Source organism: Shouchella lonarensis (assembly GCF_900096965.1).
GTDB classification, from domain to species: domain Bacteria; phylum Bacillota; class Bacilli; order Bacillales; family Bacillaceae_D; genus Shouchella; species Shouchella lonarensis.
The window spans coordinates 149,675-175,981 of the sequence record NZ_FMYM01000003.1 but is presented as its reverse complement, the minus strand read 5'-3'; the positions used below and the strand labels follow the sequence as shown (position 1 = coordinate 175,981).

Here is a 26,307-nt window from a genome sequence, read left to right as displayed (position 1 = left end):
AGACCGTAGTAAGCATTTGCCTTCCAATAACTAATTTTTGTATTCCGAAATAGGAGGATGATCGCATGTCACAACCATATTTATGCCCAAAATGTAAAACAAATCGGACGAGGTTTCATCAAATTGTGCAAGAAGTTCGTCCTGTAAAGCTAGACCCACATACTGGAGAGATTGCTGAGCAATTCTCTAATGAAAAGTTAGACGCATTTCACATGCAGTATAATGGACCCGACATGCGGATTCAGTGCGGAGCATGTGGCTTGAATGAAATGGAAGAGTGCTTCATTACTTTTGCCAAAAACGATGCGCACAACTAAAAAATTAGACCCGTCCATGTAAAATGTTCAACATGGACGGGTCTAATTCCTATATAGCTACACTTATTTTTGATCAATGTTCTTTTTTAAAAGAATTAGCGCCGTTGTAGAAAAATAATACCAATATGAATGCAACACATGCGGTCCCGTGAATGTTTTGTATCGAACTGCCCCTTCAAAAACAAATTCTCCCTTACTAAAATCAAGTGAGCCTCTTCATTTTCTTTCCCTAAGTAAACTTTCTTTCCCTTGGTGAATATACTGACCAAAAGGAGGCAGGCATATGTCAAAAAAGAAAAGACGCTACGGTTACGCTTATTTTTTACACAAATGCGGTTTTATGACGACCGAGCAATTTAATACATGGGTTAAAAATGGAACAACAAACTAAGCAGGCACATGAGTAGGTGCTTGCTTAATTTAAATATCGTCAGTGCCGCACAACTTTCTCCATAAAATTTCTAGAACAAAACCCACGTACTTCTTCCTCTCGATAAAACTTCAGCAAATGATTGATAAGTGTGTCGTAACAACCTGCGTGTGATAACCCTGTCACATACGTGTCTATACCGTCAAAGTCAGAGCCAAATCCAATATGTTTGATGCCTCCCCGGCTGCCAATATGGTCGATATGGGGCAATAAATCGTCCAAGCATGCTTCATCTTTATTTGTCACAAACGGCGGATAAAATACAAGCCCAATGAAACTGTCCGTTTTGATCAGTGCATCGAGTTGATCGTCACGTAAATTGCGTCGATGTGGACAAACCGTATATGCATTTGAATGACTTGCCATTGTTTTCTTTGATTGTGCCATTACATCCCAAAAGGCACGCACACTCAAATGAGATACATCATTCACCACGCCCCGCGTATTGTTCTCATCAATTACGCTTTCTCCATACGAAGTCAGTCCTGCCCCTCTTTTTTCGCCAATTCCATCCGCACACATATTTGCATCATTCCACGTCAATCCGATGGCCAAAATTCCTTGTTCATACAACCATGACAATTGTGCACGGTCACGACCGATGGCATCCATCCCTTCCAATGTTAAACCTGCCCCAATTTGTCCGTCTTTTAATGTCGCAATCTCCGAGAGAGAACGAATGTGAACCATGTTTGGACAAGTGAGTACCGCTTGATGAAAAGCAGCGATTTGTTTTCTCACCATGGCAAACATGTTTTCTTGTTTCACACTTGGCGGCACATATAAAGCAAACAATTGACACCGTACTCGTCCTCGCTGCAACCTTTCTAAGTTCGTTTCAAGCGTGGGATCATTAACAAAGCTTTGCGCGGTCCCTGTCGCTAACTTACATAGTGCGTCGCAATGTGTATCAACAATTGGAAACATCCGCAATCACCTTTCCTTTCCTCTGTTCATACGATACTGTAGTTACTTGACGAGGAGGCAAATTCAAATGCACAAAGACCACACATCTTTATCAAAACGGGATCAGGCAACGGCTCACTTCTTAGCGTCCATTGACCAGTTTTTTCAGTCAGCATTTGAACAATTTACAAATATGGCCTTTGAAGAAGCGATTCCTATTCAAACAAGCGAAGAATCAGGATATTTCGTAGTCGAGGCTCAGCTAGGAAATGTAATGAAAGAACAAATTGACTTAGAGGTGGCACCACAAGCACTCATAATACGTGTACGTGATGAACATGAGTTCACAACGCTAGATGATCAAACAGAAGCCATTTCTTATCAGCGTCAAAGTCATTCAAGAGAACGCATTGTGAATGTGCCGTTTCCATTTTCTGAAGAAGATGTTCGCGCTCAATTTGAAGCACCGCAATTAACTGTGTTTATCTCTGGTAGGAGAAAAACGATTTTTATTACGTAAAAAGGAGGAGTTGCGATGTTTGCAAAACAACGAGGACCGTTGTCAAGAAGACCAATGGGGCACATGCACGGCTACTCTCACCCGTACCATCCTGGACATCCACATGGTCACCCATATGCTCCCCCACATCCGCAACAGCAGTGGCACCCGCAACCAGCTCCACGTCAACAAGCATTTCGCCCAGGACCACAACGACGCCCTTTGCAAGACAACTTCCAACAACAACAAAAACCAAAAATGCAGGCAAAGGAATTTTTCACAGCACCTTTCACTGATCATGAAGGAAAGTTTGATATTGGTCGCACCGCAAACACTGTTGATCAACTTGTGAAAACATTTCAACAAGTTTCTCCGTACGTTGCCAAGGTTGGTGGCTTCTTTATAAAATAGAAAGAGAGACGATGCGCTCTCTTTCCTGTCCACTTTTTAAGACATCTCAGCCTCCGTTTGCAGTAAGCGTCCTTTTGCAACGAAAATAGAAAGACCAGCAATGGCGGCACTTATCGCCATTCCAGTATATAAGGAAGCCATACCAAATTGGTCAATCCACCACCCACCTAGGAGCGAACCAATCATTCCCGATACACCAAAGAATGTAGTTAAATAAAGCATATGACCGGTAGCTTGTAAATGATCCGGGATAATTTTAGTCACAAATTGAATCGCACTCACATAAAACATCGCAAAACTTACCCCGTGCAAACATTGGATAAGTAGGAGCATTTCGGGGCTTGTTGCATTTGCCATGAACATCCAGCGGATCGCATAAATAAAGCAAGCGATGATTAAAAAAACGAGTGGATGAAAACGACGAAACCATAAAAATGATAGAGCTAACATGAGTGCCTCGGTCACAACACCAATAAACCACGCTGTACCAATAAGGGATTCACTTCCCCCTAGCTCCACAATGTACAAACCTAAATAAATATCATTTGCCCTATGTGTAAGCGAGACAAACGCAACAAGCAACAAAAATAAAGCAAGTACCCGTATGATTCCAGATGTAAAAACACTTTTTAATGTCACAACTTTGCCTGCGATTGGTAAGTCAACGAGGAAATGAGAAAAGATTAACGACCAAAATGCAAAAAATGCTAAAGCAGCAAAAAGATAGCTAATGCCGACGGAATCTAAAAAGACTCCTACTGTTAAAGAAGCAAAGCCAAACCCAAGAGATCCCCACAATCGGATGGAGCCAAATGAGATGTGATGGGCATTGGCAGTACGTGCAGCTAGACTGTCCGCTAAAGCAGTGCTTGGTGACATGAACAGGAACGTCAAAAATACGAGCACGAGATATGCCGTGAAGCCTGACACAAACATAAACAAGCCTGCCGAAAATAGCAAGCCAACGATTGCAAGTGATAACATGCGTTTAATCGTTTGATATTTATCACTTAAAAATCCCCAGGCTGGTTGTGAAAAAATAGATGCCAACGGACCAACAGCCATCAATAAACCTATCTGGCTGCTCGAAAGTCCTACATGTTGGAAGAACACAGGTAAGTAACTCATGATGACAGTCATTCCAGCATAGGCTGCAAATAAGTAGACACGCAATGACCAAATGCCATTTTTCTCTCTGTTTTTTCGTTCAGATGACACAGAAAACCCTCTTTTCCTTAATCGAGATCAATAATGGATGTGAAATCCTACCACACGTCGATTATAACACACTATAACGATTGATCTGTGCGCTTTTCTAAAATGAATTGATCAATTGCTTTTGCAACTTCTTTTGGTCGTTCTTCTGGAAGCAAATGTCCACACTTGCGAATGAGCTTAAATGTACTTTCTGGTAAATCTTGATGTAGTCGTTTCCCTGTACTTAAAGGAATAAGGCGATCTTGTTCAGCAGCGATAACTAAAACAGGATGTGTAATGGTTTGCAACACCTCTGTCGCCATGTCACCTTCACGTTGTTGTGCTAAATAAAGCAAGCTTTTATAAAAAACGTTTTCATTCAAGGATCGCTCAAATGCCTGCATCTTTTCAACAGTGAGACAGGATTTTCGATACACCACTTCTTGCAATAGTGGCTTAATTGTTTGTTTATGAACCAACCATTTCAACAATTGTGCAGAGAAAGGCAAATAAGAAGCAAGGCGAACGGGTCGCTTCACACATTTTAGATAACCTGAACTACATAATAAAATGACACGGGACACATCCTCAGGATAGCGCTGTGCAAATTTTAACGCCACTTGCCCTCCCATCGAATGTCCCACGACCGTCACCGATCCAAGGTGCAATCGTATGACAAGTTGGTGGACGACAGCTGCATATTCCGAGAAGGAATAAACCTTTGCGCGTCGTTTGCTGCTGCGACCAAATCCAGGCAAGTCAAAGACAACAACATCATACTTTTTCCGCAAAATGGGGACCAATCGGCGATAGCTATCGACTGATGCGAGGAAGCCATGAATGAGGACAACCACACCTTGTGCGGGCTTTATTCGACTTTCATGACGCTCGTAATAAACGCTTGCTTCATTGATAAATAAAAATGTTGCTTCTGAACGCTTACTTGTTCGCATATCGCCACCCCTTTGTATGTTAGTTTGTGCGATATGGAGAAAAAAAAACGAGTAGACAACATATCATTTGTTGTCTACTGTAAATGGGAATACCAATTGCCCTGTCCGGAAATGATCTGTATATAGTAGTTCAAACGATGCTCCTTTTGGAACGATAAATGCCACTTCACCACTGACGGCACGACCCGATGGAATTTGACCACCTAAGATCCCTTTTGTTTCAACATTAGATACATGCTCATAAGCATAATGATCCGTATCCATTAACGTAAAGTTCATGAGTGAAAAATTGACAGTTGATTTACGAGTATTTTCAATGGTCACATCTGCGAGGACGAGAAGTGTGTCATCCTCCTGCTTTTCCGTCGTAACCCCATTGAGCGTGAGCACAAGTCCGCTCATTTCTTGCGTCTTATTTGAAGATGCCGCTGTTTCTGTTTGGATGGATGTTGCATCACTTGGCCAAGTTTTCCAGAAGGTCACACTCAGTCCAACCAGTAAACATAAACACAAAATTAATCCTGACAAAAGCAACCACTTTTTCTTCATGATCGTCTCTCCCTATCACATCTAGTTCTGTCTTTACATTAGATATGATCATCCATCCGATAACATGTCTCTTTTTTCATCGTGTATGCTTCTATACCCACCACGTATCATAAATCGTCACGGGCCCTTGCCGCTTATGCTCTGTTGCTGTATATGTTTTTTCAATCCGTTTTCGAATTGAATCGGGTACTTCTTTTCCTTCTAAATAGTCGTCAATTTGCTCGTAGGTCATATGGAGTGCTTCTTCGTCAGGCAACCCTGGTCGATCATCTTCCAAGTCAGCTGTCGGTACTTTTGTATAAAGTCGCTCAGGTGCGTCGAGTACTTGTAAAAGTGTTCTGCCTTGTCGTTTCGTTAATCCATACAGTGGAGCAAGATCACAAGCACCATCGCCAAATTTTGTGAAAAAACCGGTGATAGCTTCTGCACCATGGTCGGTGCCAAGCACAAGACAGCCATAATGTGCGGCCAAATCGAACTGGACTTTCATTCGTTCACGTGCTTTCGTATTTCCTTTCAAAAAAGAAGAGAGTGTCGACTTGGTTGCTGTTTCAAATGCATGTACAGAAGCATCAACAGCCGCTTTTATGTTGACCGTGTGCAAACGATCAGGCTGAATAAATGCAAGTGCTGCTTGCGCATCGGCTTCGTCTTGTTGTATGCCATAGGGCAAACGAACAGCATGAAACGTATAATGATCGCCTGTGTCTTCATTCAATTGTGAAACCGCCATTTGCGCCAATTTCCCAGCAAGCGTGGAATCTTGGCCTCCTGAGATCCCAAGGACAAATCCTTTTGCGCGTGCTTTTGTTACATATGCTTTTAAAAAATCAATTCGCCGTTTTATTTCAAATGCTGGATCGACGTGCGCTTCTGTACGTAAGGCGGCACGGATCGTTTCTTGATTCACATTCATGATGGATCCTCCTCTTTGTTCACTTTTCTAGCATGAGCGAAATTAAATGGCTTCATACCACCTGTTACATCTTCCATTCTTCATATAGGTGAAACCAATCAGGAAACGCTTTTTTGAAAGCTACCGGCTTAAATGAATCCTTTTTAACAATAATATGAGTGGTGCAACCTGTGACACATCGTGCGCCGTTTTCATTTGTTAGTTCATATGCATACGTCGTCTTAATGCCATCATTGTTAGATAACCAAGTAGAAAGTGTCGCTTTGTCCCCATAACGTAACGGACTTTTATAAGTCACTCTGGCATCATATACAGGCGCATAAAACCCCTTCTCTTCCATCTGGACATAACTGTAGCCGGCTGCTTCAATGAAAGCTGTTCTTCCAAGCTCGAAATACTTCAAATAGTTTGCGTGATACACAACACCCATCATATCTGTATCTGCATACTGTGGTTGAATCACAATTTCTACTGTCCGTGGCAAGATGAACACCCCACTCCAATGAACTTCCCTTGTAGTATAACGCACGTATCGACATTTTGCACGTATGAGCTAATGGTGATGCCCTTCGTGAAATAACTGTCGCTTATTCACTTCCTCAACGACCTTCCCTTGCGCGTCTAACAACCGATAATGATGCGCTTCAGTCAATGGTTCTTCTATTGTGATAGCCGAGAAAAATACTTGATCAGATACATCTACGCGCATTGTTTTTTCAGGAAAGACAATTTCCACCGTCGCAATATTTTGTGGCACAAACCCAATTGACACGTACGTATTTACATTCGGTTGATCAAACCAATCATTCGTTAAAAACATGAATGTCTCCATAAACTGCTCACCATAAGTGAAAAAACCGCCGGATATTTTTACGGTTGCATCTAAGTACTTTCGATAACCATCTGCTTCCTTTTTTAATCTTTCTGCTACGAGGTCACGATCATTTACACGGTACAAGACAATCAAATCTTCTTTTGTACGCGGCAACGCGGTGAGTAGCACGACATCGTCTGTCTCCTCATAACCAACATGTATCGCCTCTTCCATCGTTTCATGCAATGTTAAGTTCACCGGAATCGCACCTGGTGTCAAACTGAGCATCGTCGCAATGTACATACAACCAACAAACCCAAGCAGGAAACTTGACGTCATGAACGTCTTTCGTACACGCCATGCCGCTATGATGGCAATCATCAGTAAGGCGATTGCACAAATGAATAAAACGATAGCGATTCCGCTTGGCGTAAATGAGAGTAGTTGGTTCTCTAGTAAAGGCTCGCGCAAAAACAGAGATGTGATGGCATTCATTGGCTCAAATTGCAATGTCCGCAATACATTGTGGGGTGGCTCTGTTTCTGTCATCCACGCCGTCACCGCAAAAACTGTAAGCGCAAATAACGATTCCATTCGAAATGAACGCATTCTTTCTGCAGTATCCAGATGGACACCTTTTCCGCTTAATGACAGCATATGTCGAAAGCCGAAGATGAGCAGTGGCAAAAATAATAAGTGTTTAATGAGTAGCAATTGACCATAAGATAACATCCAGCTATTCACATAGTCAGGTGCCATCTCGCCCATTAAAATAAAACCACTCGCAATAAGAAATAATAGAGAAAATAAAGCAAGCACCGAAAATATCCGTTGGAATTGATGTGGACGTTTCAACCGTGCACCATAAAGGCTGACGACAAATAGTGGACCGATCCAAAAAGCCATACCAATTAAATGCAAGCTATTCGCTAACCAGCCAGTGCTGCCTGCGACAGAAGCACCATGACTGGCACCACTCAGTACGACAATCATGAGCACAATGCCAACGAGGTTGATCCACGCCATTACAGCAGAATTTCTTTTGTAAAAAAATAAAACATTGAGAATGAGACACAGCCAAATGATCATGGTGTACAACCAACTTTGGCCAATTGCATGATCTTGCAATGTGACGAACACGGCATCGACATATGGCATTGAAAAAAATTCTGCATAGGTCACCGATAGAAATAAAATTTGGATGAGCAACAATGCTGGCATGCTACTGAGCAAAGCTACGAACTGGCTTCGTGATCCTATGTTCATCTCCCGAGTGCTCGGAAGTATTTGACAAATAGTCACACCAACAAGCAGTGCTACAATGATATACCCAATCAAGTTAAAAATAATTTCCACGCTCAATTCTCCCCTAATGTACATTTTGAACAAATGATATGTGCATTCATCTTAACAAAATTCGTCGTCCGTGTCCTCTGTCTCATGACACATGACGAAAAAACGTCAAAAAGCCACCAATTGGTGGCTTTTATCCTTTAGGTGGGACATAGTCAGGTTGATGATTAGACTTACTTGCCATCTTTTTTCCGTTGTTGCGGTTAGATGTGCGTGATTGTTCGCCTAGATGGTCAGGCGTGAATTGTGCAAATCCGTTTTTTTCTCCCATGACAATCCCTCCCATACATAGCCTAACCGTCATAAAAATGATTATACAAATGGGATGAGGCTATTTTTAGGCATCATATGTTTCTTTTAAAATATCTTTTCCAAGCGTTCCATTTCTCTTTCGTTCTGTAATAAGTGTTCACGATTTTGTTTCACACGTTCATTAAAAGAAATATGTTTTCTCACCTGTTTCACCTCAGTTATTTTTAATTCAGTTATCCCCTTTTTTTCTTAATAATAAACATATTGTAGTGGATCATTTACAAGAAATATAAATCGTTTTATTTTCATCTACTGTCATTATAAAGACTTGCGTTGTATGCAAGCCACGTGCTTGTAACTCGGCTTTTAACCACTGCATATCTCCGACTTTATGCAAATTCTGTTCAATAATGACACCATCTTCAATTACGACAGTAGGATAACCGGTTTTTGGAGAAGGAACATTTATATCTGCTCGGGACACCGGGGTATCGGCGCTTTTTTTAATGATACTAATGAGTCCATTCATCTCTAAAATTGCGTAGTCAACTGTATTTAAATCACTTACATTGTTTAAACGTAAATCCATCATAAAAGAATCAAGTGTAATTTTTGTTTTTCTCAATTGATCAGGTAAAATTTCTCCATCTCTCATAAGAATAATCGGTTCATTTTCAAAAAAGCGACGTAGCCTTCTTGACTTTAGCGAAGAGTAACTTAATAACAAGTGTAAAGATGCGACAACAGCCGCAGCAACCATGGGTCCGGTTAATGAGGAATTTCCTTCTGTCAATGTTTCCCCTAAGATGTCGCCAATGACAACGCCGAAAATAAAATCAAGGGCATCAATAGAACTCATCGTTCGTTGTCCAAGAACACGTACAATGAAAAAAATATAACTATAAATAATCATCGCTCGGATAAGGAACCCATAAATCGGGAGATCTTCGGTGCCCGTCCAAAAATCAAACATGTTGACTGCCTCCCTCTGACAATCTTTCTTCGCATATATTGTTCGTCTTGTTGCAACGATTTATGTATGGAAGCTGCCGAAGAGTTGACAACAAAAAAAGAGCTTGGCTTCTCCTCTCCTGCAAAAGAAAGAGTCGCATCAAGCTCTGTCACCCACTACGCCAAAATGTCCAAGGATGGTGTGAGGGCGTGTCTCCACTATAACACATAATGAGTTTGTGTGTAAATGTGTGTGTAATTTTTTTTAAGACTTATTAGATATGGTTGTAAAGTCTCATCGCTTTGAGTAGTGAAGAAGAACCTATCACATCTTATGCAGATAGGTTCTTCACGACAATCGTTATACGGTTGCTAATTTATCACGCAACACCATTTGTAAAATCCCGCCATGACGATAGTAATCAACATCTACATCACTATCAAAACGAACGAGCGCTTTAAATTCCGTTTTCTTTCCGTTCTCATCAACAGCCGTCACCGTCACATAATCACGCGGTTTTACCGTATCATCAATCGCTACAGAAATAGCCTCTTTCCCAGTCAAACCAAGTGTTTCTGCACTTTCGCCTTCTTTAAATTGAAGCGGGAGTACACCCATCAACACAAGGTTTGAGCGGTGAATACGCTCATAGCTTTCGGCGATAACGGTTTTAATGCCGAGCAAGTTTGTTCCTTTTGCCGCCCAGTCACGAGATGATCCCATACCGTAATCTTGACCAGCAATGACAACAAGGCCTGTTTGATCTTCCTTATATTTCATCGCCGCATCATAAATCGACATCACTTCTTCGGTTGGCCAATAAGTTGTGAAGCCACCTTCTGTGCCCGGTGCGATTTGGTTACGAATGCGGATGTTCGCAAACGTCCCGCGCATCATCACATCATGATTTCCACGACGAGATCCATAGGAGTTAAAGTCTACCGGTTTTACCCCTTTTTCAATTAAGAATTTCCCTGCTGGTGTCGTCTTACCGATCGCACCCGCTGGTGAAATATGGTCTGTTGTGACAGAATCACCGAACTTCCCAATGACACGCAACGCTTGTAATGGTTTGACCGGCTGAGGATCTTTTGAAAGTCCTTCAAAGAACGGCGGGTTTGCAATGTACGTCGAGCTGTCATCCCACTTGTAAAGCGCATCATCCGTTGTATCAATCGCATTCCAGCGGTCATTACTTGTGAAGACGTCCGCATATTCACGGCGAAACAGTTCTGGTGTGACCGTTTTGTCAACAATGTTGCGTACTTCTTCGTTGTTTGGCCAAATGTCTTTAAAGAAGACATCTTTACCATTTTTATCTTGACCAATTGGGTCATTGAGTAAATCAATATCAACCGTACCCGCTAACGCGTACGCAACTACAAGCGGTGGTGACGCCAAGTAGTTTGTCTTGATGAGTGGATGAATCCGCCCTTCAAAGTTCCGGTTTCCAGATAGAACGGACGATACTGTTAAATCATGCTTTGTGATCGCCTCTTCAATTTCATCTTCAAGTGGTCCCGAGTTTCCGATACATGTTGTACAGCCATAACCGACCAAATTAAAACCGAGGTTTTCTAAATATGGCATTAAACCGGAGTCTTGTAAATAACCGGTGACGACTTTAGAACCTGGCGCAAGAGAAGTTTTTACATATTCTGGTACAATTAAACCAAGCTCGCTCGCTTTTTTCGCGACAAGTCCTGCTGCGACAAGCACATACGGGTTCGATGTGTTCGTACAGCTTGTAATGGCCGCAATCGCGACTGCGCCTGTTTTCATTGTTGTTTTACGGCCGTCTTTATATGTCACATCAACTGTTTTTGCAAATTCATCTTTTGATAAGCCAAGTCCTTGGTTTCCGGCTGGTGCGACAACTGCATCACGGAAAGACTGGCGCATGTTCGGTAGCTCAATTAAATCTTGTGGACGCTTCGGGCCTGACAAGTTCGCGTGAATTTGTGACAGATCCACTTCCACAACATCTGTGTAGGCTGGGTCAGGCGTTTCGCCTGGTACATAGAACATGCCGTTTGCCTGACAATACGTACGGACGAGGTCAATTTGCTCCTCTGAACGTCCAGTCAAACGCAAGTAATTAAGTGATTCTTCATCAATTGGGAAGAAACCACACGTTGCGCCGTATTCAGGTGCCATATTAGAAATGGTTGCTCGGTCTGCAAGTGGCATGACCGCAAGTCCAGGACCGAAGTACTCGACAAATTTACCAACCACATTCTTTTTACGGAGCACTTGCGTCACTTTTAAAGCAACATCTGTCGCAGTCGTTCCGCTTGGCAACGTCCCTGTAAATTTCAAACCGATGACTTCTGGTACCGGGAAGTAAGACGGTTGTCCAAGCATACCTGCTTCTGCTTCGATCCCGCCGACACCCCAACCAAGGACGCCAAGACCATTGATCATCGTCGTATGAGAGTCTGTCCCAACTAATGAATCTGGGAACGCTACAAGCTCGCCATCTTGAGAAACAGCATGGACAACGCTCGCAAGATACTCTAAGTTCACTTGGTGAACAATACCCGTTGCTGGTGGCACGGCATTATAATTATCAAATGCTTTTTTTGCCCAGCTTAAAAACTCGTAACGTTCACCATTACGTTCAAACTCACGGTTCATATTATAGAGTAATGAATCATCTGTACCGAATTTATCTACTTGTACAGAGTGGTCAATGACAAGATCAACTGGAATTTCAGGGTTGATTTCATCTGGATTCCCACCTAAATCTGCCATCGCTTTCCGCAGTGCTGCCAAGTCAACGACCGCTGGTACACCTGTAAAGTCTTGTAAAATGACACGTGATGGTTTGAACGGCACATCAATTTCTTTTTGTTCATCCGTGCCCCACTTCGCTAAATTTTCCACATGTTCCTTTTTAATGACATAATCATCATACTGTCGAAGAACAGATTCGAGTAGGACTTTAATGGAGTAAGGCAACCTACTTACTTTGCCAAGTCCTGCTTTTTCTAAAGCATCAAGTGCATAGTAATGATACGTCTTCCCGTTTAGATCGAAAGAAGATCGCGCTTTGAATACATCATGTTTTTTTGTCATCTAAAGATCCCCTCCTTCATCAATCCTATCATACCGTATTATGCGCGCGTTGTCTAAAGATTGGTTTCGCTTCCACGCAGCCATCTAGAAAGCGCTTTTACAACATACGAGATAAGACCCACTCATAAGCATAGCAAAGTTGAGGTGAAGTTTAAATAGTTTTTTTAGGATTGGATAACATTTGGTCGTTTGACGCATAAAATCCCTCCTGCATGCCACACTGACTACAGGAGGGATGAACGATGACTGAACGACACAACGCCAAAGATCAACGACGAAACGCATCGAAAGAGAATAGCGGGCACATGCCCGAACCTCTCAGTGGCTCACACAAAACAAAGCAGAAAAATCATGTAAGCCAAACAAATGGCGAAGGCTAATATGCGTTATTTGGTCGCGAAATTTGTCACGACTTGCGCAAAAGCACGTGCTTCTTCTAGAAAAGGACTGTGATTGCTTTCTTCAAAAATAATGAGCTTTGCACCAGGAACTTTTTCGGCAATCTCCTGTGAACAATCGACCGGACATTGCGCATCATGTCGTCCACAACACACGACAGTCGGTACGGTGATATGTTTTAGTGCGTCTGTTAAATGAAAATGCGGTAATTCTTGATAGCTAAAGTAATCGAGTCGGCGCGGGACAACGCGCCCGCTTGATGGCTTTGCGAAATAATCATCATATTTTTCTGGACGGAATAATGATAGCTTTGTCCATGCTTGTGCTGCTTCTTGACGTTCGGAGCGGGTTGCATTCGGGTCATTTAATGTTTGTAAGTACGACTTCACCGCAGCGTTGTCTGGGTTACGTGCACAATACATACTTTTCTCATGATCCATGTAGTTATTGCTTGCTGCGGCACCATTAATGAGTAATTTTGCGAGTGAAGCACCTGATGTGAGCGCATACACAAGTCCAAGCATGCCACCAGTAGAGTGCCCAGCGAAAGCCCATTGTTTTATTCCTAACGCTTCTCGGATGGCTTCTAAGTCTTTTACAGCCTCTTTCATTGATAATTCTTCCTCTAATTCCGCACCGCACGATGCACCTGCTGCGCGTAAATTCACAAGGAAAACTTGAAAGTGTTCACAGAACGGTTCTGCGAAATACGTCCCACGCTCGTCAAATGCGCTGTACAGATGTGTGATGCACAGCGGTGCGCCAGATCCGTTGCAGAAAAGCTCAAAGTGCCCTCGGGTCGTTTCAATGATGTATTTTGTCCACATGCCCACACTGCCTTCCCCATTCTATTTCAGGTGCAACCATATCCCTCGTTAAAATAAAGCGCAAGCCTACTGCATTTATGCTGCTTTTTCTGCTTTCTCTAGTTTTCTAGCAGTTACATATGTACCCGCAGCCAAGTCATGGATGGCACACTTATCATCGCGCCCACTAATCAGGAAGGCACTAATGATGGAAGAAATACCACTTGTCACATGAGCAAGACCACTTGATACGACCGCACGTAATATAAGTTTACCGATACCGGCTGGCGAGCCGTCTGCAGCGACAATGCGAATCCCTAGCGCTTTCTTCCCTACCGTGTAGCCGTTCCACACAGCCGGTAACACCGTAAAATAAGCACTTAAAATGATAAATGTCATAAACATTAGAGCAATAAAATTTGCGTGTAAAGCAGCGAGTATACTGGTTAACATGATTATAAGCACAACAATTATAAGATCAATCAGGTATGCTCCTAAGCGAGGTGCAAAACCGACTCTTTGATCCATCATATATGCTCCTGCACGAGGTCCAAGACCCATTCCTTTATTTTTCATAAGGTTCCTCTCCTTTCCCTAGTTATCTATTTACCACCATCATGCATTATTTTACATGATTCGACCAAAAATAGGAAGCATTGCATGTATCCCACAAAGCTTTGGACCCATGGCAGAAAGATGCCCTCTAGCTTCAGGGCAATCTCACCATGAGTAATCGGTCGTTCACAACAAAGTTCAAAAGCTATTATTACTTATCACGACAAAAATACGCCGCCCAAAAACCGATCACACACCGCTGCTGCCTTTCTTCCCTCGTCTATTGCCCAAACAACAAGGCTTTGCCCGCGGCGGTTATCACCCGCTGCAAATACACCAGGGACAGAAGTTTCATACGGACGTCTGCCTTGGGCCACTGTTTGTGAAGTGCTCATCTGCACGCCGAGCGCTTCACATAGGGTCGCGTCTGCCCCCTCAAATCCGAGTGCTAATAAAACAAGATCAGCATGCCACACTTGCTCGCTTCCCGGTACTTCCGTACGTGTTTTCCTCCCTTGTGCATCGATTGTTGTGTTGACTTCGATAGTTTCTAAACCCGTCACATGTCCATTCGCACCAAGAAACCGCTTTGTTTGTAGCTTGTATGCTCGTGGATCTTCGCCATATATAGCAATCGCTTCTTCGTGCGCATCTGAAACGGTGTGGACAATCGGAAAAAGTGGCCATGCATTTTCAGACGCGCGCGTAAACCCTTGTTGCGCATTAATATCAAATTGTGTCACAGAAAGCGCGCCATGGCGTACAGACGTCGTGATACAATCGGCACCCGTATCTCCACCACCGATAACAATGACATGTTTCCCGGCAGCGGATAAAAATTGCTCGTCTTGGTGGTTAGAGTCAAGCAAACTTTTCGTATTCGCGCGCAAGAAGTCCATTGCAAAATGAACGCCGTCAAGTGTCCGTCCCTCACATGACAAATCCCGTGGTTTTGTTGCGCCCGTTGCTAAAATGACCGCATCAAACGATTCTCGTAAGACCGCAGCGGATATATCCGATCCAATGTCCACGCCTGTTTCAAAGGAAATCCCTTCTTCTCGTAAAAGATTGATCCGGCGCTCGATGATCGAAAAAGGAAGTTTCACATCAGGAATGCCGTATGTGAGTAAGCCACCAACACGATCATCGCGCTCAAATACGGTCACCGTGTGCCCTGCTTGGTTCAATTGATCGGCGGCGGCTAAACCAGCAGGTCCGGAACCGACAATGGCAACCGTTTTTTCGGTTCTCGCTTTTGGCGGATGCGCAACGATCCAGCCTTCCGCAAAACCGCGCTCAACAATATGATTCTCAATCGACTTAATTGCGACGGCCTCGCCATGGAGGGCAGCCACACAAGATCCTTCACACGGCGCCGGACAAACACGTCCTGTAAACTCCGGGAAGTTATTCGTTTTGTGCAGGCGGACGAGCGCTTCTTTCCATTGGTTGCGGTATACAAGTTCATTCCACTCAGGGATGAGGTTATGAATTGGACAACCTACCTCTTCTGTACCCGTATGACAGAATGGGACAGCGCAGTCCATACAGCGCGCGCCTTGTTCTTGTAATGTTTGTGTAGACATTGGACGCGTAAATTCTTTCCAATGAGCTACCCGCTTATGTGGTGCTTCTTTTTTTACATCTGCTCGTACATACGTTAAAAAACCAGTTGGTTTCGCCATGATTTCCTCACTCCTATCTCTTTAGTGGTTGAGCAACACGTCCTTGCTTTTTATTTTCGAATGCAAGCAGGCGTGCTTCTTCCAATGGATAGCCTTGTTTCTCGTATTCATCTATGCGCGCCAACATCTGTTTCTCATCCTTTGAAACGACTTTCATAAAATGAGTGGCTGTTTTTTGCCAGTCGTTTAGCAGCGCTTGCGCATGTGGACTGCCTGTCATATTAACGTGTTCCATTAAACAAGTGTGCACATGGTTAACGTCTAAAGGAGAGAGTTCTTCTAACAAAACCATTTCATGATTGCATCGCGCTGGCAAATGTCTATCTGGATCATACATATATGCCACGCCTCCTGACATTCCGGCTGCAAAATTGCGGCCGACCGTGCCAATGTTAATCACTTGGCCACCCGTCATATACTCTAGCCCATGATCACCCATGCCTTCAACAACGACATGCGCACCGGCATTGCGGACACAAAAACGTTCGCCTACTTGTCCGGAAATATATGCTTCTCCACTCGTCGCCCCATAAAAAGTGGTGTTGCCAGCAATGACATGAGGTTGATGACAGAAAGTTGAATGTTTGGGTGGATAAAGCACGATCTTCCCACCAGATAATCCTTTTCCAACATAGTCGTTCGCATCCCCCTGCAAATATAACGTCATTCCTTCCGGGATAAACGCCCCAAAGCTTTGTCCGGCCGAGCCATGAAAAGAGAACGTCACCGTATCAGCCGGTAATCCCTGTACACCGTATCGTTTGCTTATTTCACTTCCAACGACCGTGCCAATTGCCCGGTCCGTGTTCGATACGGGCATAGCGTGCGTGATCCGCTCTTGCTTTTGTAATGCAGGTTCTGCTGCCCGTCGTAACGATTGTGCCAGTGGCGAAACGGTTAGTGGCGCTGGTAATGTTCTCATACAGCGGTGTACACCTGCAGATGAAGGTTGCCATAGCAACCGTGATAGATCAATCCCACGCTCATTTGGTGCTTGCTCTAATAAGTCTACACGACCAATTAACTCATCGACCGTGCGCACACCGAGTGACGCCATCCATTCACGCATCTCCTCTGCTACAAATGTCATGAAGTTTACGACATGGTCAGCTTGTCCTGTATACAACTTTCGTAAGTCTTCATTTTGGGTAGCGATGCCAACCGGGCATGTGTCTAAATGACAGACACGCATCATCACACAACCGAGAACGACGAGCGGCGCGGTTGAGAACGCATATTCTTCTGCCCCGAGCAATGCGGCAATGATGACATCACGCCCTGTCATTAACTTCCCATCTGTTTCTAATGTCACGCGGTCACGCAAACCATTTAAAATGAGTGTTTGCTGCGTGTCAGCTAACCCAATCTCCCATGGTAACCCGGTATGCTTAATGCTTGTCCGCGCTGCTGCACCTGTGCCACCATCGTATCCGCTAATAACGATGCCCTCTGCACCGGCTTTCACTACACCAGCAGCAATGGTGCCAACGCCTGTTCCAGACACGAGCTTCACGCTAATTTTTGCGGATGGGTTGGCGTTTTTTAAATCAAAAATGAGCTGTGCCAAGTCCTCAATTGAATAAATGTCATGGTGTGGCGGGGGAGAAATGAGCCCGACTCCAGGTGTGGATCCTCGCACTTCTGCGACCCACGGATACACTTTATCCCCTGGTAACTGTCCACCTTCTCCCGGTTTCGCACCTTGGGCAACTTTAATTTGAATTTCATCGGCATTTACTAAATAATGGCTCGTTACACCGAAACGCCCTGATGCCACTTGTTTAATCGCACTCCGACGGCTATTGCCGTTATCATCTTGGAAAAAACGGACGCTTTCTTCACCGCCTTCACCCGTATTGCTTTTTCCACCAAGCCGGTTCATCGCAATCGCCAACGTTTCGTGCGCTTCTTTTGAAATCGAGCCATATGACATCGCCCCCGTACGAAAACGTTTGACAATGTCACTAGCCGGTTCGACCTCTTCAATAGAAACCCGTTGCTGCGGACGAAATTTTAACAATGCCTTTAGCGAGGTCGGATCACCATCTTCTCCATTGACCAAAGCAGCATAACGTTTAAATAATGCATCATCATTTGAACGGCAAGCGCGTTGCAACAAATGAATGGTTTCTGGGCTATATTGGTGTGTCTCACCATCTTGACGCCACTGCCAGTCATCTCCTGATGCCAACGTGCATAAGCCGACTTTTTTACTTAACCACGCTTGTTCATGACGCACACGCACGTCTTTAGCAATACGAGAGAGGTCAATCCCACCAATTCGTGAGGGTGTGCCTGTGAAGTAACGATTAATGACTGTTGAATGAAGACCGATTGCTTCAAAAATTTGCGCACCACGATAGCTTTGGATCGTAGAAACACCCATTTTCGATAAGACTTTCATTAAGCCACTTGTAACACCTGCAACATAACGGCGACAAGCTGCTGCCTCATCCGCCACTTGGATCATACTTGTAGCCACTGCTTCTTTCACAATGTCAAACACAACATAAGGACAAATGGCTTCTGCACCATAGCCAAGCAATGTCGCATGATGATGCACTTCACGCGCGTCCCCTGTTTCAACGATGAGGCTCACGTTCATTCGCAACCCTTGCAAAATCAAATGTTGATGTAAGGCGCCGACAGCGAGCAAGGCAGGAATTGCTGCACGTGTTTTCGACCCATTACGGTCACTTAAAATAAGTAATGTTGCTCCAGATTTGATTGCTGCCTCAGATTGTGCACAAAGTTGTTCAATGGCTGTCTCTAAACCAGTCCCCTCGTCTGAGACATCATATAATGCCTCCAGCACCGCTGCCTTTAACCCCGGATCGTTGAGGGATTTCACTTTTGCCAAGTCTTCATTTGTTAAAATCGGTGTGTTCAAATGAATCGTATGATGCTTGTGAAGTGATCGCGCCAGCAAATGTCCACGTGATCCAATCGTTGTTTCTACAGATGTCACCACTTTTTCCCGAATCGCATCAATCGGTGGATTCGTCACCTGTGCAAACGATTGCTTAAAATAGTTGTAAAGTAACTGCGGCTGCGTAGATAGCACAGCTAAAGGAGAATCGTACCCCATTGAACCAACCGGATCGCTTCCGTCTTCTATGAGTGGAAAAATCATTTTTGTTAGTTCTTCGTACGTGTAGCCAAAGGCACGCTGCGTCCGCGTCATCTCGGACGGATTCGTTGCTGATATTTCCTCTCCTTCTTTGACCTCGTCCAAAGACAAGATATGTTGATCGACCCAATCTGTATACGCTTCCTCCCAAATGATAGACGCTTTTACCTCATCGTCTCCGAGTAAACAGCCACGCTCAAGGTCAATCGCAAGCAATTGCCCCGGCTTTAGTCGTCCTTTTTCTACAACTTCTTCAGGCGCATAAGGTAACACCCCAGCTTCAGAACTAAGCACAAAATGGTCGTCGCTCGTACGGTAATATCGAGCTGGACGCAATCCATTTCTGTCAAGCATCGCGCCAATTTTTGTGCCATCTGTATAAACAAGTGCCGTCGGTCCATCCCACGGTTCCATCAATGTCCGGTGGTACGCATAAAACGCCCGTTTCTGCGGACTCATTGACAGATCACTTTCCCACGAATCTGGCACCATCATCATTGCCGCATGAAACAACGATCGTCCTGACAACATTAGAAATTCTAATGTTTGATCAAATATGGCCGAATCACTGCCACTTTCATCAATGATGGGCAACACTTTATCTATCTCCTCTGTAAACACAGAATGGCGAAAAGTCGCCTCTCGTGCGCGCATCCAATTGACATTCCCTTGGATCGTGTTAATTTCCCCGTTGTGTATCGAACAACGATTTGGGTGTGCGCGCTTCCAACTTGGGAATGTATTTGTGCTAAAGCGTGAATGAACAAGTGCAAGTGCTGACTTAAATTGCGGATGACATAAATCAACGTAAAACGATCCCACTTGTTCCGTCGTCAGCATGCCTTTGTACACAATCGTCTTGCTCGAAAAACTCGCAAAATACCCTTCTCGTACTTCACCTTCTGCTGTACGAAACTTTTGTTCGATTTGTTTCCGCGCGACAAACAGCTTCCGCTCAAATACATCCGGATCCCATCCATCGTATTTTTTGACAAATAATTGGCAAATAAACGGCATCGCTATACGTGCTGCATTGCCAAGCATTTTAGGATCAATTGGGACATCACGCCAGCCGAGCAGCGTCAAAGACATCGTTTGTAGCACGTCTTCAATCAAAGATATTTGCTTCGCTCGAACCGCCATATTTTGAGCCAAAAACACCATACCAACAGCATATGACGGAGCGTCAGGAAGTGCAAACGGTACCACTTGTCGGAAAAAACAGTCTGGTAGTTGCACAAGGATGCCAGCACCATCACCACTATTCGTCTCTGCACCTTGGCCACCGCGATGTTCTAAACGACACAACATCTGTAATGCATCAGCAATGACTTTATGCGACTTTTCTCCCCGCAACTGAGTAAGCAAGCCAATCCCACAATTATCATGTTCAAATGAAGATTCGTATAAACCACGTGTCTCTTTATTGATCATCTTCTCCACATCCTTCCTCTCCACTCCAGCAGCTATTTTCTTTTATTACTTAAATCACTGCCTATTTCAAACATCATGCATATAAATACACATAAAAAGTTTTGAACGTCAATTTTATCGAGAAATGAAACATTGGTCAAGCAAAATGCCGACATTTATAGCAGATTCGTTGCGGTGAACAGACATTTCCGTCATAATAGAACCAAGAATCTTTTTTATGATATTTGAAAATCTCCAAGAATGCCCTGTACAAAAATGAAATAAAGTTAACTTATAAGACTGTCCGCAGTTACATTAAAATGAAACATTTTTCCGCTTTCATACGTATAAATCGTGATAGCGCATGTATCCATGAAACGGTTCAAGAAGAAGAGACAATGGGGGTTACAATGATGAGTGAAACACAAAATCAAACAAATGATGCAATGCTTGCACCATATAAAAACGAAGGCAACATTCATACGTTACTTGAGAAATTGGAGTCTCTTGGAGAACAAGAACAAAAACAAGCAGGAGAATCTCTTGAAGCATTAAAGCGCCCTGTCAAAGAAATGATGAGCGACAAAGCGAACACATTGCCAAACCAATTGCATGAATTAAAAGAAGTTGTTAGTCAACTGGAACCTGGTTATTTAAAGGATTCACACGTCAAGAGATTCTTTAATAAAATGTTACGAAAGAACCCCGTTGCGAAATATATGCAGCAGTACCAAACGGTGGAGGCGCAAGTCGATCAGATTATTGAAGGATTGCTCTCCGGGCGTGACAAGTTGCAAGAAGATAATTTGATGTTAAAACAACTTAAAGTTGTCGCACATGAACGGATTGGCAACTTGAACAAACAAATTGACCTTGGCAAAGAATTACACACGATGTTAGAGCAAGAAATGACATCAGAACGTTGGATTGATAATACAAATGAACTGAAAAAAGGTCAGGTCAAAGTTGTGACCCGTATGAAAAACATGCAGCAAGCGGTCATGGTGTTGCAACAGTCGCTTGCCTCTGTGGACCTCATTTCCGAAAATAACGAGAAACTTGAGGAAGCCATCTTTAATGCCATCACCATGACTAAAAATATTATTACCGTCACAGCTTCGATCCAGCTAGCATTAAACAACCAGAAAAAAGTCATTCATGCTGTCCAAAGTGTCAACGAAGCAACAGAATCGATGTTGCTCTCCAATGCGGAAATGTTAAAAGAAAATACGGAGCAAACATTAAAGACACTAGAGGAACCAGCAATTGCCCTGGATGCATTTAAACGCGCCTACGATAACGTGTTTAAAGCCATTGAACTAACAGAACAATCAAATGAACGTATTGTCTCGAGCGGAAAGCAATTTATTGAGGAAATGGATACATTAAACCGTGAGATGCAACAAAAACTGCTTGATCGCTAGGGGGCGCGTAAAAAAATGGGTCTATTTTCTACAAATGCCTTCATTGATTTCTTTACCCCAGCGTATAAGCGGCCTGTTGAGGATCATATTATTTCCGATGACACAACCATTCGGATGTTTAATGATGTCGAGCGCTTGCTTCAACGGATGGCAGAAAATGCAACTGGAAAAAACGAGCGGCGTCATATTCGACGACGTCAAAAAGACTGGGATATTCGTGTCAAAGTGACGTACAATCACATTCGCCTCCTTGTTTCCGATACAAAACATTCGCGCTCGCCTATCCATAAACGATTGCGCATTCTTTGCTTTAGAAAGTACATCAAGTCCGAAAAAGATTACGGCAAAGTGAAAGAAGCAACGATTCATTATTTAAAAGATGGACGACGTCATGTTCGTGCGTTACAAAATGTTCCCGCCATAAAAGGTATCTTTTTTGCGATTCACCGGGTTGATCTTGCGTATGTTGGGAAAAAAATTGATACGGTCTCCCTCGAGCGTTTACAAGGACACGAGCAACAATTGAAAAAACAGCCTGCACACGATATTAAAATGTTGATTGAGGAAGCAAAACGTTATCTCCAAGCGATGGATAGCTTTACCATTGACCCAATGTTAGATAATCGTTTGACACGTATTTTGACTCACGCCAATAAACTAGAGAAAGACTTTCATTTGTTTGGCTACGAAGATAAGCATACAGTCAGGCGGTTACTTCGTGATGATTTACCAAACTTGATGGGTGCTTACTTAGCTTTATCTAAACGTAACCAGTTAGAACAACGCGACAATGTCTTTGTTTCGCTGTCAAAAATGGAGCTCTCTCTCATTGGGTTACATGATCGTTTAGAGCAAATGAAAGTCGAGCGCATGGAACATGTCATGCGTTTGCAAGAACTCCGTTATGGCGCTTCTGATGAAAAAGAACGTCTTAATGGGAAGCCTCATCCTCGAAAAAAGAGAGAATGATTGTACACATGAAAGAACATGTGTAAGCAAGTCGCACGGAAGGATGAAGATCATATGGATCGCTATGAAGCAAAACGCGCCCTAGGGCAATTGCTCGTCGTCGATTTAGGAAAGAACGGTGTTTACCTTGGAGAGTTACTCCAAGTGCAAGCTGAACCAAAGAAACCTTGGCAAGGGGAAGTCCGTATTTTCTCCGTCCTTGCTCTCCCATTGTTTATTTTTCATGAAGAAAGCATTGCGTTACACAAATTGCCAGTGAGTGAAGGGAACGTGATCACTGTTTCAAGCAGGCACTTGCGTTACCGAACAAAACAGCAGCCAGTCGAGCCTTTTATTGATTCTATTTTGACAGCTTTAAAAAGGCGTTACATTGACCTTGCGGCATCAGATCATGTGAACTTTCGCGAACTGGAAACATTGGAGGTGTACATTAAAACTTTAACGACACAAAAAAGGAAGACGACGAAAGAAAAACGCTCCCCTCCTTTGCTTACAGGTCCGCTCTACATTGAATATACATTTAAAATCAGTGGCGAACGATTTTATTTATGTGACAAAGATGGGGATTTACTCGAATTGTCTCCCTCCTCCTTTGAGTACACTTGGCTTGATGATGAAGACACGATGAAAGAAGGTCGCTATATCGGTGAGGGCGTTTTCTTACAAGCAAACGGTCAGCGTTATCAACCAAACAACGGCGCCACCATTCTTATTGACCAACAACAATTCGATCCGTATACAATCTTTCAAAAAGAATTAGATCCTGTCGCACTACAAGGATTTGAACATCATCTTCAAAAATTCTCTTTAACCCATCACGATTTAATCCACTGCTATAATTCTTTATTAGAACAAATCATTTATCATAAAGAAGGTCGTCTGCTCGAAGGTGTAAGCTTTTTGACATACCAATCAAACCAACTATTTGTCCTCGTACAACATCATTTTAAACGTATATTGTTACCAGGAAAATCACGTCAAGCTATTTATGACCGTTTTGAATTTACGACTGACAAAGGCAAACGGACAATTGCCATTTTTAAAAACCCGCCATCATAATGTTCATTACAGAAAAGACCCTTACAGAACCAACGTCAGTCAGTTCTGTAAGGGCTTTTCTTTTTCTCGTGAGAAAACCATTGATACAAACGCGCCCCTGTTTCTCCCCCAATATCTTCAACAGAAAAGTCTTTCCCTGTCATACTAGACTGAACGGAAAATGAGACGGAAGAAAGCCTTCGAAAACGTTGTAACCAGGACACGTGCATTTCCACTGCTTGTATTTTTCTTTTTGGTGAGATCACGAACGTTTGCGACAATGTTCGTGACTGAACCCACAGAAAGCGGTCATTACACCCTGCCCCTGCATCTCTGTATTGAAAGTATCCGAGAAGCGCGGCAAGCATGACGATCACAAGTCCAAGCCATCCCCACACGCCAAGGAAATATACAGCCACCCCCGTCAAAATAAGCGGGATAAGTATATTCCGCAACAAGAAGCGAATCAACGCCCGTCTTGGCGCAACTTCCATTGGCCGAAAAAACGCATAGTCAGGAAGTACTTGAGCGAAAAAAGTTGGTAAATCACGCTCGTGAATGAGCGGTACAAGTAACGTTGAACCTTCCTCTTCCTTGCTGCCGCCACCGGCTGACTCTACGTAGATCGAGACGAAACCCAATGGCTGTCGCAAAAGACCACGAACGATGCGAACAGCTGTAATTCGCTGTGGCTTTAAGGTTAATTGTTTGCGTTCAATCAAACCACGTCCAACGACGATCTCTTTCTCGTACACATTGATTTGGAAATGACCGTATTTCATCATCGTTAAAGCGATAGATGCCAACCATGAGATCAGGATAACGATGAAAACAGCCACCGCAATCCACGTCGGATTCAATCCTAATACAAATCCCATTGTTCGGTCGTACCAATGTTCGGGGAGATAATTTTCCAATTGCCAAATCCCGCCGAACAACGCTGATAAAATAATGCCAACACTACTTGAAGTGAGTGCAGCGTACAATAAACGTCTCATACCTAAGTTCCATGTCACTGCTGACTCTTTTGCAGGCTCTGCAGAGGTCGTTTCTTCTTTTCCTGCTTCCTCGCCCTCTAACGCTTCCTCCTGCGTAGGACGTGCCTGCTGATATAATAATGCGTGGCGAATATTTTCCGCTTCTGCTTTCGTCACAGCAACAATATCAACTTCTGTTTCACCAGCGCCTCCAGCTGTTTCAATGTTGACTTTTACAAGTCGGAACATCCGGTGAAAAAGACCTGCCGTAATGTTGATCGCATGCACACGGCTTTGTTGGATGTAACGCTTTTTCTTCACAAACACACCTTGCTCGACATATAACTCTCCCTCAGCAAAGCGGTAGCGAAATTTTAGCCAATCTAACCATGCAGCTAGTAAGCTAAGCAGATAAATAGCAGCAATCCCTATTACTGCCCAAATGAATCCGAAGCGGAGTGTAGCAAATGCCCCACCACCAAGAATCCAACCAATCCCGCCACCGTTACTAAAGGTTTGGATGAGAACCATCGCCCCGTGTTGACGTTTTAACTCAGTCATCTTCTGTCACCGCTGCCAATTTTGCAATTTGATCCCGCACCTGATCTGCATCTGCGACATCCAAACCGGGAATCTCATGTGTCTCCGCTGCAGACGTAATTGAAACGACAGACATATCATGTTTGCGTAAGATTGGGCCTTGTACTGTATCGACATGCTGCACTCGCACCATTGGCACAAGTGTCCGAGTGACAACGAGCACACCTTCGCGAATGTCAATTTCATCATCATACACTTCGTAGCGAAACCTGCGCCAACGAATTGGCGGCCAAATGATGACATTGATAATCAAATCTAACACAACGAGTGCCAACAACACCCACGTGATCCACTCATAAAAGTTTGTAAAGATGAATCTTCGTACAAGCTCATACACGACGGGTATGAGCAACCAAAACAACGTATTTAATAAATTTTGCAGGCGCCATACGCGAATCACTTTTTCTGGCAAGCGCAATGACGGTTCAGCTCTCATCTTTTCGCTCCTCTCTGTCTTCTTCATCTGTCACATATATCAGTTGCACGCCTTGTGCTTCTAGCCAAGCAAGTAAACGTTTATTATCATTTAAATTAACAAGTAAACCAATGGAAGGGACAATCTCTACTTCTTCCACTTTTCCCGTTTTCGCATCTTCAATCAGATCAAGTAGTTCCTCTGCGTTCACATCCCTTAGTTTTTCAATAATATCTTGAATGTCATTTGTCATATACGTGTCCCCCTTC

The 26,307-nt window shown here is 43.5% G+C and carries 25 protein-coding genes; 7 read left to right on the top strand and 18 right to left on the bottom strand.

Going from position 1 to position 26,307, the window contains the following annotated elements; all coding sequences use genetic code 11:
* Positions 1-65 precede the first annotated feature (65 nt).
* Entirely contained in the window at positions 66-317 is a 252-nt protein-coding gene (locus BLT29_RS03950; protein WP_090775016.1) for a DNA alkylation repair protein, read from the top strand.
* A 430-nt stretch (positions 318-747) separates the two neighbouring features.
* Here BLT29_RS03950 and BLT29_RS03945 read toward each other — a convergent pair whose 3' ends face one another.
* A complete protein-coding gene (locus BLT29_RS03945; RefSeq protein ID WP_090775015.1) occupies positions 748-1,674 on the bottom strand; it encodes a dipeptidase in 927 nt (308 codons plus the stop codon).
* A gap of 67 nt (positions 1,675-1,741) precedes the next feature.
* On the opposite strand from BLT29_RS03945, the gene BLT29_RS03940 reads away from it, so the two are divergent.
* The gene (locus BLT29_RS03940; RefSeq protein WP_090775014.1) at positions 1,742-2,173 is read left to right on the top strand and encodes an Hsp20/alpha crystallin family protein; all 432 of its coding nucleotides are present in this window, start codon (positions 1,742-1,744) and stop codon (positions 2,171-2,173) included.
* A gap of 15 nt (positions 2,174-2,188) precedes the next feature.
* Positions 2,189-2,563, top strand: a complete 375-nt coding sequence (locus BLT29_RS03935) for a YppG family protein (RefSeq protein WP_090775013.1) — start codon at positions 2,189-2,191, stop codon at positions 2,561-2,563.
* 36 nt (positions 2,564-2,599) lie between these two features.
* On the opposite strand, the gene BLT29_RS03930 is transcribed toward BLT29_RS03935, so the two are convergent.
* The 10 genes from BLT29_RS03930 to acnA all read right to left on the bottom strand — a co-directional run bounded on the left by BLT29_RS03930 (position 2,600) and on the right by acnA (position 12,627).
* Complete coding sequence (locus tag BLT29_RS03930) at positions 2,600-3,781, bottom strand: MFS transporter (protein WP_245701052.1); 1,182 nt, start codon at positions 3,779-3,781, stop codon at positions 2,600-2,602.
* Between the two features lie 71 nt (positions 3,782-3,852).
* Positions 3,853-4,713 carry an alpha/beta fold hydrolase gene (locus tag BLT29_RS03925; protein WP_090775012.1) on the bottom strand — a complete coding sequence of 287 codons (861 nt, stop codon included), beginning with the start codon at positions 4,711-4,713 and terminating at the stop codon, positions 3,853-3,855.
* A 63-nt stretch (positions 4,714-4,776) separates the two neighbouring features.
* The gene (locus BLT29_RS03920) at positions 4,777-5,262 is read right to left on the bottom strand and encodes a DUF4352 domain-containing protein (protein ID WP_090775011.1); all 486 of its coding nucleotides are present in this window, start codon (positions 5,260-5,262) and stop codon (positions 4,777-4,779) included.
* 91 nt (positions 5,263-5,353) lie between these two features.
* Complete coding sequence (gene nadE, locus BLT29_RS03915; protein WP_090775010.1) at positions 5,354-6,178, bottom strand: NAD(+) synthase; 825 nt, start codon at positions 6,176-6,178, stop codon at positions 5,354-5,356.
* 64 nt (positions 6,179-6,242) lie between these two features.
* The gene (locus BLT29_RS03910; protein ID WP_437182623.1) at positions 6,243-6,671 is read right to left on the bottom strand and encodes an acyl-CoA thioesterase; all 429 of its coding nucleotides are present in this window, start codon (positions 6,669-6,671) and stop codon (positions 6,243-6,245) included.
* Between the two features lie 60 nt (positions 6,672-6,731).
* Positions 6,732-8,348, bottom strand: coding sequence for a CopD family protein (locus BLT29_RS03905; RefSeq protein ID WP_176763790.1), 1,617 nt, complete (start codon positions 8,346-8,348; stop codon positions 6,732-6,734).
* A 130-nt stretch (positions 8,349-8,478) separates the two neighbouring features.
* Positions 8,479-8,616 (bottom strand): small acid-soluble spore protein N, encoded by a 138-nt coding sequence (gene sspN, locus BLT29_RS03900; protein WP_090775008.1) that lies wholly within the window; start codon positions 8,614-8,616, stop codon positions 8,479-8,481.
* 86 nt (positions 8,617-8,702) lie between these two features.
* Positions 8,703-8,801, bottom strand: a complete 99-nt coding sequence (locus BLT29_RS14000) for an FbpB family small basic protein (RefSeq protein WP_367576277.1) — start codon at positions 8,799-8,801, stop codon at positions 8,703-8,705.
* Positions 8,802-8,871: 70 nt separating this feature from the next.
* Positions 8,872-9,570, bottom strand: a complete 699-nt coding sequence (locus BLT29_RS03895; RefSeq protein WP_090775007.1) for a DUF421 domain-containing protein — start codon at positions 9,568-9,570, stop codon at positions 8,872-8,874.
* 339 nt (positions 9,571-9,909) lie between these two features.
* Positions 9,910-12,627, bottom strand: coding sequence for an aconitate hydratase AcnA (gene acnA / locus BLT29_RS03890; RefSeq protein ID WP_090775006.1), 2,718 nt, complete (start codon positions 12,625-12,627; stop codon positions 9,910-9,912).
* 242 nt (positions 12,628-12,869) lie between these two features.
* Between acnA and BLT29_RS03885 the strand changes: the two genes are divergently transcribed.
* Positions 12,870-13,007 carry a small acid-soluble spore protein P gene (locus tag BLT29_RS03885; RefSeq protein ID WP_090775005.1) on the top strand — a complete coding sequence of 46 codons (138 nt, stop codon included), beginning with the start codon at positions 12,870-12,872 and terminating at the stop codon, positions 13,005-13,007.
* A gap of 6 nt (positions 13,008-13,013) precedes the next feature.
* Here BLT29_RS03885 and BLT29_RS03880 read toward each other — a convergent pair whose 3' ends face one another.
* The 4 genes from BLT29_RS03880 to gltB all read right to left on the bottom strand — a co-directional run bounded on the left by BLT29_RS03880 (position 13,014) and on the right by gltB (position 20,636).
* Positions 13,014-13,853, bottom strand: a complete 840-nt coding sequence (locus BLT29_RS03880; protein ID WP_090775129.1) for an alpha/beta fold hydrolase — start codon at positions 13,851-13,853, stop codon at positions 13,014-13,016.
* Between the two features lie 75 nt (positions 13,854-13,928).
* Positions 13,929-14,408, bottom strand: coding sequence for an RDD family protein (locus tag BLT29_RS03875; RefSeq protein ID WP_245701050.1), 480 nt, complete (start codon positions 14,406-14,408; stop codon positions 13,929-13,931).
* A 197-nt stretch (positions 14,409-14,605) separates the two neighbouring features.
* Positions 14,606-16,072, bottom strand: coding sequence for a glutamate synthase subunit beta (locus BLT29_RS03870; RefSeq protein WP_090775004.1), 1,467 nt, complete (start codon positions 16,070-16,072; stop codon positions 14,606-14,608).
* Between the two features lie 13 nt (positions 16,073-16,085).
* Complete coding sequence (gene gltB / locus BLT29_RS03865) at positions 16,086-20,636, bottom strand: glutamate synthase large subunit (protein WP_090775127.1); 4,551 nt, start codon at positions 20,634-20,636, stop codon at positions 16,086-16,088.
* 392 nt (positions 20,637-21,028) lie between these two features.
* Between gltB and BLT29_RS03860 the strand changes: the two genes are divergently transcribed.
* From BLT29_RS03860 to BLT29_RS03850, 3 genes are read left to right on the top strand one after another with little or no spacing between them, the layout of a single operon-like run.
* Entirely contained in the window at positions 21,029-22,039 is a 1,011-nt protein-coding gene (locus tag BLT29_RS03860; protein WP_245701048.1) for a toxic anion resistance protein, read from the top strand.
* A 15-nt stretch (positions 22,040-22,054) separates the two neighbouring features.
* Positions 22,055-23,008, top strand: a complete 954-nt coding sequence (locus BLT29_RS03855; RefSeq protein WP_090775003.1) for a hypothetical protein — start codon at positions 22,055-22,057, stop codon at positions 23,006-23,008.
* Between the two features lie 54 nt (positions 23,009-23,062).
* The gene (locus tag BLT29_RS03850; protein ID WP_176763789.1) at positions 23,063-24,067 is read left to right on the top strand and encodes a DUF2777 family protein; all 1,005 of its coding nucleotides are present in this window, start codon (positions 23,063-23,065) and stop codon (positions 24,065-24,067) included.
* Between the two features lie 35 nt (positions 24,068-24,102).
* Here BLT29_RS03850 and BLT29_RS03845 read toward each other — a convergent pair whose 3' ends face one another.
* Genes BLT29_RS03845 through BLT29_RS03835 form a run of 3 tightly spaced genes read right to left on the bottom strand, consistent with a single transcriptional unit; the run spans position 24,103 to position 26,291 of the window.
* Positions 24,103-25,584 carry a PH domain-containing protein gene (locus BLT29_RS03845; RefSeq protein ID WP_090775001.1) on the bottom strand — a complete coding sequence of 494 codons (1,482 nt, stop codon included), beginning with the start codon at positions 25,582-25,584 and terminating at the stop codon, positions 24,103-24,105.
* Positions 25,577-26,059: a PH domain-containing protein gene (locus tag BLT29_RS03840; RefSeq protein ID WP_090775000.1), complete on the bottom strand. Its 483-nt coding sequence runs from the start codon at positions 26,057-26,059 to the stop codon at positions 25,577-25,579. Before BLT29_RS03840 ends, BLT29_RS03845 begins: the two co-directional genes overlap by 8 nt.
* Complete coding sequence (locus BLT29_RS03835; RefSeq protein WP_090774999.1) at positions 26,049-26,291, bottom strand: hypothetical protein; 243 nt, start codon at positions 26,289-26,291, stop codon at positions 26,049-26,051. Before BLT29_RS03835 ends, BLT29_RS03840 begins: the two co-directional genes overlap by 11 nt.
* Between the last annotated feature and the right edge of the window lie 16 nt (positions 26,292-26,307).

Bases quoted from the DNA above. Each gene is read 5' to 3' on its own strand.
- BLT29_RS03950 (WP_090775016.1), top strand. From the start codon at position 66: ATGTCACAACCATATTTATGCCCAAAATGTAAAACAAATCGGACGAGG.
- BLT29_RS03945 (WP_090775015.1), bottom strand. From the start codon at position 1,674: ATGTTTCCAATTGTTGATACACATTGCGACGCACTATGTAAGTTAGCG.
- BLT29_RS03940 (WP_090775014.1), top strand. From the start codon at position 1,742: ATGCACAAAGACCACACATCTTTATCAAAACGGGATCAGGCAACGGCT.
- BLT29_RS03935 (WP_090775013.1), top strand. From the start codon at position 2,189: ATGTTTGCAAAACAACGAGGACCGTTGTCAAGAAGACCAATGGGGCAC.
- BLT29_RS03925 (WP_090775012.1), bottom strand. From the start codon at position 4,713: ATGCGAACAAGTAAGCGTTCAGAAGCAACATTTTTATTTATCAATGAA.
- BLT29_RS03920 (WP_090775011.1), bottom strand. From the start codon at position 5,262: ATGAAGAAAAAGTGGTTGCTTTTGTCAGGATTAATTTTGTGTTTATGT.
- nadE (WP_090775010.1), bottom strand. From the start codon at position 6,178: ATGAATGTGAATCAAGAAACGATCCGTGCCGCCTTACGTACAGAAGCG.
- sspN (WP_090775008.1), bottom strand. From the start codon at position 8,616: ATGGGAGAAAAAAACGGATTTGCACAATTCACGCCTGACCATCTAGGC.
- BLT29_RS03895 (WP_090775007.1), bottom strand. From the start codon at position 9,570: ATGTTTGATTTTTGGACGGGCACCGAAGATCTCCCGATTTATGGGTTC.
- acnA (WP_090775006.1), bottom strand. From the start codon at position 12,627: ATGACAAAAAAACATGATGTATTCAAAGCGCGATCTTCTTTCGATCTA.
- BLT29_RS03885 (WP_090775005.1), top strand. From the start codon at position 12,870: ATGACTGAACGACACAACGCCAAAGATCAACGACGAAACGCATCGAAA.
- BLT29_RS03880 (WP_090775129.1), bottom strand. From the start codon at position 13,853: ATGTGGACAAAATACATCATTGAAACGACCCGAGGGCACTTTGAGCTT.
- BLT29_RS03875 (WP_245701050.1), bottom strand. From the start codon at position 14,408: ATGAAAAATAAAGGAATGGGTCTTGGACCTCGTGCAGGAGCATATATG.
- BLT29_RS03870 (WP_090775004.1), bottom strand. From the start codon at position 16,072: ATGGCGAAACCAACTGGTTTTTTAACGTATGTACGAGCAGATGTAAAA.
- gltB (WP_090775127.1), bottom strand. From the start codon at position 20,636: ATGATCAATAAAGAGACACGTGGTTTATACGAATCTTCATTTGAACAT.
- BLT29_RS03860 (WP_245701048.1), top strand. From the start codon at position 21,029: ATGAGTGAAACACAAAATCAAACAAATGATGCAATGCTTGCACCATAT.
- BLT29_RS03855 (WP_090775003.1), top strand. From the start codon at position 22,055: ATGGGTCTATTTTCTACAAATGCCTTCATTGATTTCTTTACCCCAGCG.
- BLT29_RS03850 (WP_176763789.1), top strand. From the start codon at position 23,063: ATGGATCGCTATGAAGCAAAACGCGCCCTAGGGCAATTGCTCGTCGTC.
- BLT29_RS03845 (WP_090775001.1), bottom strand. From the start codon at position 25,584: ATGACTGAGTTAAAACGTCAACACGGGGCGATGGTTCTCATCCAAACC.
- BLT29_RS03840 (WP_090775000.1), bottom strand. From the start codon at position 26,059: ATGAGAGCTGAACCGTCATTGCGCTTGCCAGAAAAAGTGATTCGCGTA.
- BLT29_RS03835 (WP_090774999.1), bottom strand. From the start codon at position 26,291: ATGACAAATGACATTCAAGATATTATTGAAAAACTAAGGGATGTGAAC.